Below are 8,485 nucleotides of genomic sequence, written 5' to 3'. Positions count from 1 at the left end.
GCGGCATGTACCTCCATTTTTCTCCCATTTTCTTCTACAGCTTCTTCGCGAAGTGTCAGGACATTTCACCAGCAGACATTGCCCCGCCGCGCGCCAGACTCGCCTTGTCATCAGCGTCCCCCCATCCGCAAATGAGACTAAAGCTCATCCGCTAAACCCACCTTAGTAGCCGGTTTATGACGCGTTTCTGCTGTTCCGGATTTTTTTCATTCATACACAGATAGATTCCCTTCGGGGATACTGCATCTATAAACCCTTCCAGTTCCTGCAGTTCCAGGTCAACGACTATGCTTTTGCCTGCTGCCTGAATCTTTTTGATAAACGGTACCCACTGCATGATGGGCTTATCTGCACCTACGCCCTGTACCCACTGGATAGCCTGGATCTGATCGATTTTCAGGATTTCGTCGATATGGTTTGCAACGCCTTTTCCGTCCAGATGAAAGATATTGTGTTCAAAGTGTTCACTCTCTTTTTTGATGTAAGGCAGTGAGATCTCATTAAAAAAATCTTTGGAGATCATGGCCCCGGTGTCACAGCTCGGGATATGCATTGTCCCGTAGGAGGGGATATCCATCCAGGAGACGGACAGCTGCCTTTTTGCTTTTAATTTTTCGTGGAATACTTCCATCATGGGGAAAAAAGGTTCAAAACATTTTTGTACCATTTTTTTTATAAAGTCCATGTCATCGTACATATCCATGCACAACTCCTGGGTCCCCCGCAGGGCTGCGGCACAGTCCAGGCTCGGATGCATATCCGTATAGCCCACCATAAACCGGCCCTCACACCGCTCCAGAGCATAATCCATCATCTCCAGCATTTTCTGATAGTATTCACTCTCCGGATGGAAACGGATCTTTTCAAGATCTTCCTCACAGAAAATCTGCGGCTCGCACCAGGAAGTTACTTCCCCGAATTCCAGTTCGCAGCCGGCAAGTACTGCGGCGAAAAAGTTGGGCCCCAAATTCGGAAAGTATATGGGGAATGTTTCGCCCAGCCACTGGTTTGCATATACTTTCTTTTCAAAGGCTGACACCTGATACTCTGTATCGAACCACCTTTGTTTCAGGCTGCTCCAGCTGCCTGTTGAATCGTCTGTATCATATTCCTCATTGTGGGCTGAAAACCTTATGGGCACACGGTCCAGAATTTCGCCGTCATACCATGCATATATGCGCTTCATACATTCTACAAAATCCGGTTTCGTTTCCAGACCCAGATCATACATTGTTCCGCAGTTTACTGCGGACCCGCCCGCAGGGCATGAATTGCGGCATGCCCTTTGGGTATCAAAATTTGTATTTTCCATAAAATCGACCTCCAAATTTATGCTGCCTTCAGCTTTGCTTTCTTTTCTCTTGACCGGATATCCACGGCAACCGCCACGATCAGTACGATTCCCTTCACAACCCTCTGCCAGTATTCGTTAATATTCAGCATCATCATACCGTTTGCCAGGACTCCCATGAAGATGACTCCCACAATAACCTTTGAAAGCTTTCCCTCACCTCCGCTTACGCTGACGCCTCCCAGCACTACCGCGGTGATGATGTCCATCTCGTAACCGTCTCCTGCACTGGGCTGTCCGCTGTTTACACGGGACATCAGGATCAGGGAGGCAAGTGCGCCGAGCATACCAACCATTATATAGATTTTATAAATCTCTTTTTTCACATTCACGCCTGAAAGCCTTGTCGTCTCCTCGTTTCCGCCTATGCCATAGATCCGCCGGCCAAAGACAGTCTTATTGAGCATGATATAACCGAATATAAAGACAATGACCATAATAAGCATGGAAATGGGCACCAGTCCGATGCTTCCCTGCCCCAGTATTTTAAAGCCCTCCGGAATCCCGTAAATAGGCATGCCGCCGGAAATTAAATATGTTGCTCCCCGCAGGCTTATCATCATACCAAGAGTGGTTATAATCGGGGGGATTTTCAGATATGTAATGCAGGTAGCGTTGATTAGTCCGATCACTGCTCCGATGATAAATCCAACGAGAACAACCAGAATCGGATTTACCCCGCTGCTCATCAGCGTCGCACAGGTAACAACGACAATCCCGATCAGTGAACCAATTGACAGGTCGATTCCCCCTGTCAGGATCACACAGGTCATCCCCACCGCACAGATACCTACGATCGAGATCTGCCTTGCAATATTTGCCAGATTATTTGGTGTTAAAAATGAGGTCGTAGAGATGGAAAAAAACAGGATCATAGCCGCCAGCGCTATAATGATGCCCATATTATTCCATTCTATCTTCTTTCCTTTTTCGCGTATCCATTCTGTCATCTCGAAACCTCCTGTGCTTTTGAAGCTAATTCTAATATTTTTTCCTGATTAATTTCCTCTTTCTCTAATTCACCGGATATTCGTCCCTCTGCCATGACGATTACTCTGTCCGACATGCCGATCAGCTCCGGCAGCTCCGAGGAAATGAGGATCACCACTTTCCCCTGGCTGGCAAGCTGGTTGATCAGTTCGTATATCTCCTGTTTTGCCCCCACATCAATTCCGCGGGTCGGCTCATCAAAAATGAGGATATCGCAGTTCATCAAAAGCCATTTTCCAAGAATTACCTTCTGCTGGTTGCCTCCGCTTAAATTTTTCACCAGCTGTCTGTCAGACGGAGTCTTGACTGTCAGCTTTGTGATCTGCTGCCTGCAGATTTCCTCTTCCTTTTTTCCTTTAATAATTCCTAGCGCGTTCGTCAGATGAGGTGCATAAGCAAAACTGATGTTATCCTTGACCGACATGTTCAAAAATAATCCCTGCTGTTTTCTGTCCTCCGGAATCAGTGCAATTTTGTGGCGGATCGCATCCTCGGGCGTCTGTATTTTGACGCGCTGGCCCTGAATCCATATCTCCCCTTCCAATGTCCGGTCGGCCCCATAAACCGCCCTCGCAGTCTCGGTTCTTCCCGCTCCCACAAGACCTGCAAATCCCAGGCGTTCCCCGCGGTACGCCGAAAAGGAAACATCTCTTAAAAGCTCTGTGGACAGATGCTTTACTTCCAGCACTTTTTCGCCTCTGTGTGAAATAAACTCCGGAAAAGTGTCTTTAAGTTCCCTGTTAACCATCAGCCGGATCAGCTCCTCCTGATTCGTGTCCTTTACATCCATAGTCTGGATATAGTGTCCGTCCCTGAATACAGATACTTTGTCACACAGTTCAAAGATCTCCTCCATGCGGTGGGAAATATAAAGGATTGCCATCCCTTCTTTTTTCAGTGTTCTGACGATCTCGAACAGATACTCCAGTTCGTTATTTGTCAGCGCCGCCGACGGCTCATCCATGATCATAACTTTCACATCCTGGGACAGCGCCTTTGCAATTTCCACCAGCTGCTGATACCCTACGGAAAGCTCCTTCACAAGCACTTTGGGGTCTATCTTGACACCAAGCCTTGCTATCACCTTCGAAGCATCAGACTCCATACCTCTGAAGTCGATCATTCCATGCTTTTTCCTGTAACGGTTATAATAAATATTCTCAGCAACAGACAGGTGTTTCAGAAGATTCAGTTCCTGATAGATTGCCGTGATTCCCAGCCCCATCGATTTCTGCGGCGAATTGTCTTCGATTGCCCTGCCTTCAAACACTACTTCCCCGGAAGTCGGCTGGATGGCACCTGTGATCACCTTTATGAAAGTAGATTTTCCTGCACCGTTTTCACCGACAATGGCATGCACTTCTCCCCGGGCAAAACCCAGGGAGACATCATCGAGGGCCACTACTCCGGGATAAAGCTTTGTAATATGTTTTAACTCCAGTATGTTCTGCTCCATCATTCTGCCCTCACCTTATACTATTTAATATCGTAATCTCCAATATTTTCCTTTGTAACCTGGCTCATATCATACACGATCATTTCGGATTTCGGCCCGTTCTTAATAACATCCTGTACCAGATCCAGCACATCCGCGCCTTTCTCTGCCGGTTTGATATCTACCGTTCCCTTGTACATCGTATCCTGTGAGATCAGCTTCAGTGCCTCCGGAAGCGCGTCCAGGCCGATGATACATGTATTGTCCGGTGTATGTTCCTTATGCGTCAGACAGGATTCGTACACACCGAGCGCAGAGGAATCGTTAATGCAGATAAACATGGATACTTTCGGATTGGAAGTGAGCGCCGTCTCAGACAGATTGTATCCTGTATCCGCATCCGCAGCATTCTGCTCATATACATAGTTGATTTTTTTATCTCCGGTATATGTATCCTCCAGGCCCTTTTTCAGACCGTCTGCACGCTTGATGACCGATGGTATCTGGTCGTAACGTACAACAACCACTTCGATTTCGTCCTTATCATTCACAATCTCATCGATTGTTCCGTCGCTTTCTTTTTCATTCAGCCACTGTCCTGCCAGTTCACCGCCGAGTCTTCCGTATTCTGACTCATCGATTCCGAAAAATGCATCCGAGCCCTTTACTTCCTGATCCAGGCTGATCACCGGAATCCCTGCATCCTGTGCTTTCTTCACCGCATCTGCAGGAGCTTCCTGGTCAACAGGGCTTATAATGATTGCGTCCACACCCTGGGAAACAAAATCCTCGATCTGGCTGATATGTTTGGACGCATCTGCCGCTGCATCCGCAACCACCAGGTCAATTCCCTTTTCCTTTGCTGCCGCTTTCATTCCCTCCACGATGGAAACAAAATACGCATTCTCCATACTCTGTACGGTATAACCTACCTTCAGGGTTTTGTTCTCCCCGTCTTTCTTGCCCGCATCCCCGCTGCTCTGGGAATCATCCGATGTTTTCACAAGCCCGCAGGCCCCCAGTGAGAATACCATTACCGCTGCTACCAACACACTTAAAATCTTCTTTTTCATACTTTTTTCTCCTTCCACTTAAGATACTCTTATTATAAATTTTGTCTTCCTTTTTGATAATCCAATATCATACGATAACCTTTAGAAATCATACGGTCTTTTAATCATTCATATTATTTCTAAACCTTAAACTGCAGCTCACATCCCACGGAAATAAAAACCGGATGAAATCACAGGTTATACGCCCCACCTGTCTTTTCATCCGGTACCAATCCGGCTGTGAAGCCTTCATACCGCGTTTTTCCTCAGTCGAATTCCCGTTTTATCATATCCTTATACCTTGACACACTGACACCCGTAAACTTCTTAAAGGCCGCACTGAAATAGGCAGGATTATCATAACCGGCCTTATAGCCAATCTCCTGAATCTTATAGTCCGAATTCATCAGAAGCAGCTGCGCCTCCTTCATTCTCCGTTCAATCAGATAATCCGTAAAACTCTCCCCTGTCACTTCCGTGAAAACAGCGCTGAAATAGCTCTGGCTCAGCCCCACCTCCACAGCCACCTCCCCGATTCGCAGCGCCGGGTCAGAAAAATGTTCTTCAATGTAATTACATGCTCTCTGCACACTCTGCCGGACCGTAATACTCTCCTGCCCTCTTGCCGTTTCGGCCAGCCTTTGCAGCTCCGATTCCAAAAGTTCCATTGCCTCATCCAGTGAATTCTGCCTGATAATTCTATAGTACAGCTCATCCAGGCCATTTTCTCCCTTATCCGCAAGTCCGGCCGTTCCTTTCAGCTCCCCCAATATGGCGCTGAGGGAAAATGAAAGCATCAGAATCGAATCATTTCCCGCATATTTCAGGTTGTTTTTCAGCTTGTCCACGTACTCGGGAAGCATGTCCGTATTCCCCATGGAGACCAGCTTTGCAAGATACTCCGCCAGCGTTTTATTTACGGTATGATTTTCATTAAAATACCTGTCCAGATCCTTTTCCGATAAGTCCCCGTTATTTTTGCCGTCAAACTCATAGCTCCTGATCTGCAGGATTTTCTCGTAGGAGAGGCTCAGATAGTAAAGTTCTGATACAACAGAGCCCTTGATAAACGTGACTGATGCCGAGGGTTCCACTATTCTCAACTGTTCTCTGCACTCCTCTTTAAAGCGTTCCACCTTCTCTGGAAGTTCGTGCTCCGTCCCATAACAGCAGATCAGATGATATCCAAGGCTCCGGACATATCGGTAATCCCACTGACTGCTGACCTCTGTGAGTACCTTATGCTTTCCGGTGCTTTCCTCCAGACCCTCGAACACCGCTTCCAGCACCATCCATTTCTGCCGCGGGCAATGCAGGTATGGAGTCTCCAGCCTTTTGCATGCCTCCCTGGAATACGTCCTGTTCAGAACATTCTGGAAAAAGGTCTCTTCCAGTATCTCCTCATCCGCTGGCACCATCTCCCCCAGTCTTTTGCTGCGCTTTTCTGCTTCTGCCCGTCTCTTCTCTTCTTCTTTCTGAAATACAATCTGATGCATGGTCTCTCTCATCTGATGCAGATCCACCGGCTTCAGCAGATAATCGTCCACGCCAAGCCTCAATGCTTTCTGGGCAAACTGAAAATCATCGTATGCGCTCATAATTACAACCCGCGTATCGGGACTGAGGCGGCGTATCTGCTCCGTCAGGTGCAGCCCGTCCATATTCGACATTTTTATATCAGTCAGAAGGATATCTGCGCGCATTTCCACCACTGCTTCCAGTGCCTTATCTCCGTCATCCACTCCCGCCGCGACCTCTATATCCAGTTCCGCCCAGGGAAACGCGCAGCACATTCCCTGGAGCTGGATCTCATCATCATCAGCTATCACGATTTTGTACATATACCTCTTCCTCTCTTATCTCAATCCAGACTTTAGTGCCTTCATTTTGTGCGCTCTCCACGGACATCGTACAACTGTCCCCAAAGAAAAACTTCAGACGCTCATTCACATTTGTAAGGCCGTAGCTCTCAGATTCCTCCACAATCCCTTCCGACAATTGCTTCTGGATCTGTTTTCTTTGCTCTTCATCCATCCCCAGCCCGTCATCTGATACGCACAGCACGATCACACCGTCTCTCTTTCTGCAGTCCACTGCAATACTGCCGCCCTGCTCTTTTCCTTTGAGTCCATGGTATACAGCATTTTCCACCAGTGGCTGAAGGATCAGCTTTGGTACCTTAAAGTCCCGGATCTCTTCATCCATAGCAATCGAAAACGACAACTTTTTCTTATACCGCATAAGCTGTATCGTCAGATAACTTTCCACGTTGGAGATCTCCTGTTTTACTGAAACAATCTCCCTGCCCTTATTCAGGCCGGTTTTAAAGAACCGCGTCAGCGCTTCCAGCATCTTTTCCGCATCTGCATGATTTTCCATACGTATCAGCCACATGAGGGAATCCAGCGTATTATACAGGAAATGGGGATTGATCTGGGCCTGAAGCAGAAGCAGTTCATAGTGGCGCTGACGCTCATGCTCTGTCTGTATGCGGTCCATCAGATTCCGGATTTCCGTGACCATCTCGTTAAACTGCTGGGCCAGCTCTCCAATTTCATCCTCCGATTCACAGGACACCACAATCTCAAAATTACCCTCCTGCACTTTCTCTACATCTTCTTTCAGCGAAAGTATAGGCCTTGTGATACTGCCCGATACGCGGCATGATACCGAATATGCGATGAGAATCAGAATGACCGTTACTAGCACAGATACAATTAGCACACTAATCAGAAGCCGGTAATACTCTACCTTAGGCATACTATATGCCAGAATCCAGTCATTTGCATTGAGCTGCTGATATGCCGTGACAAATCTGGCAACCTGGCCAAACCCCTTTTCCTGGAAATCCTTCTTCCAGTATGTCAGAAACTTTGCCGTCTCCAGGATTTCCGGCTGTTCCGCCTCCACCTGTTCGTGTCCTGCTATACCATCTTTCTGTATCAGGGTAACCCTGTCATTGTCATACAGTTCCACCTGACCGTCAATGATTTTGATATTCGTGTCGGGATAGAACAGATAAAGATTTCCCTGTTCCTCCTGAGTTTCCGCGGTGTGGAGTATGTCAAAGACTCCGATTTCCACCATGACACAGCCCAGAATACGTCCCGTTTTTTCTTCACTCACCGGTATCCCCAGTGAAATAAATTCTTTTTCTTCCGTTTTCACAAAATACGACTTACTATGTAGTTCAAACCAGCTGGGCTCCCCGGACTCCTTGATCTGTTCATACCATGCTTCTCTCTCATACTCTTTTTCTTCGAGGGAATAAGGGCTGTTTTTATATACTCCCCCGTTTTCCCCCACTATATAGACCTTGATATTCTCGTCAAAATATCTGGAAATACCCAGTAATTGGCTGTTCAGTCTGATTTCACTTTCATAGCGTTGTCTTTCGCTTTTGAAGCTGCCCGCCAGTTCCTGGTTCACCATCTCGTCTTCTGCAACCGTCTGCCCGATCTGGTAGGCCTGCAGCAGGACCTTGTCAAGCTGGGTGGCCTGATGTTCCAGATCCGAGCAGACAGAATCTTTTCTCTTCCCCTGAACATTGGAGGCGATATAGATCAGCATGACAATACAGAAAATGATGACAGGAATCAAAGAGAACAGCGAAAAATTTTTCAGCAGTTTATCCCTTATTGATTTTTTCTTCATAAG

The 8,485-nt window shown here is 47.2% G+C and carries 6 protein-coding genes; all 6 read right to left on the bottom strand.

The window, feature by feature from the left end; translation table 11 throughout:
- Window positions 1-151: 151 nt before the first annotated feature.
- Window positions 152-1,312 (bottom strand): uroporphyrinogen decarboxylase family protein, encoded by a 1,161-nt coding sequence (locus HMPREF0240_RS04585; RefSeq protein ID WP_009002278.1) that lies wholly within the window; start codon window positions 1,310-1,312, stop codon window positions 152-154.
- Window positions 1,313-1,329: 17 nt separating this feature from the next.
- Entirely contained in the window at window positions 1,330-2,301 is a 972-nt protein-coding gene (locus HMPREF0240_RS04580; protein WP_009002277.1) for an ABC transporter permease, read from the bottom strand.
- Window positions 2,298-3,800 (bottom strand): sugar ABC transporter ATP-binding protein, encoded by a 1,503-nt coding sequence (locus tag HMPREF0240_RS04575; RefSeq protein WP_009002276.1) that lies wholly within the window; start codon window positions 3,798-3,800, stop codon window positions 2,298-2,300. The genes HMPREF0240_RS04580 and HMPREF0240_RS04575 overlap by 4 nt, the downstream gene beginning before the upstream one ends.
- Window positions 3,801-3,817: 17 nt before the next feature.
- Complete coding sequence (locus HMPREF0240_RS04570) at window positions 3,818-4,849, bottom strand: sugar ABC transporter substrate-binding protein (protein WP_009002275.1); 1,032 nt, start codon at window positions 4,847-4,849, stop codon at window positions 3,818-3,820.
- 245 nt (window positions 4,850-5,094) lie between these two features.
- Window positions 5,095-6,669, bottom strand: a complete 1,575-nt coding sequence (locus HMPREF0240_RS04565) for a response regulator (protein ID WP_009002274.1) — start codon at window positions 6,667-6,669, stop codon at window positions 5,095-5,097.
- Complete coding sequence (locus HMPREF0240_RS23295) at window positions 6,647-8,482, bottom strand: histidine kinase (RefSeq protein ID WP_009002273.1); 1,836 nt, start codon at window positions 8,480-8,482, stop codon at window positions 6,647-6,649. Before HMPREF0240_RS23295 ends, HMPREF0240_RS04565 begins: the two co-directional genes overlap by 23 nt.
- Between the last annotated feature and the right edge of the window lie 3 nt (window positions 8,483-8,485).

This window comes from Clostridium sp. D5, assembly GCF_000190355.1.
GTDB classification, from domain to species: domain Bacteria; phylum Bacillota; class Clostridia; order Lachnospirales; family Lachnospiraceae; genus Faecalicatena; species Faecalicatena fissicatena_A.
The sequence above is the reverse complement of the archived record's forward strand: the minus strand, read 5'-3'. Positions and strand labels throughout refer to the sequence as shown.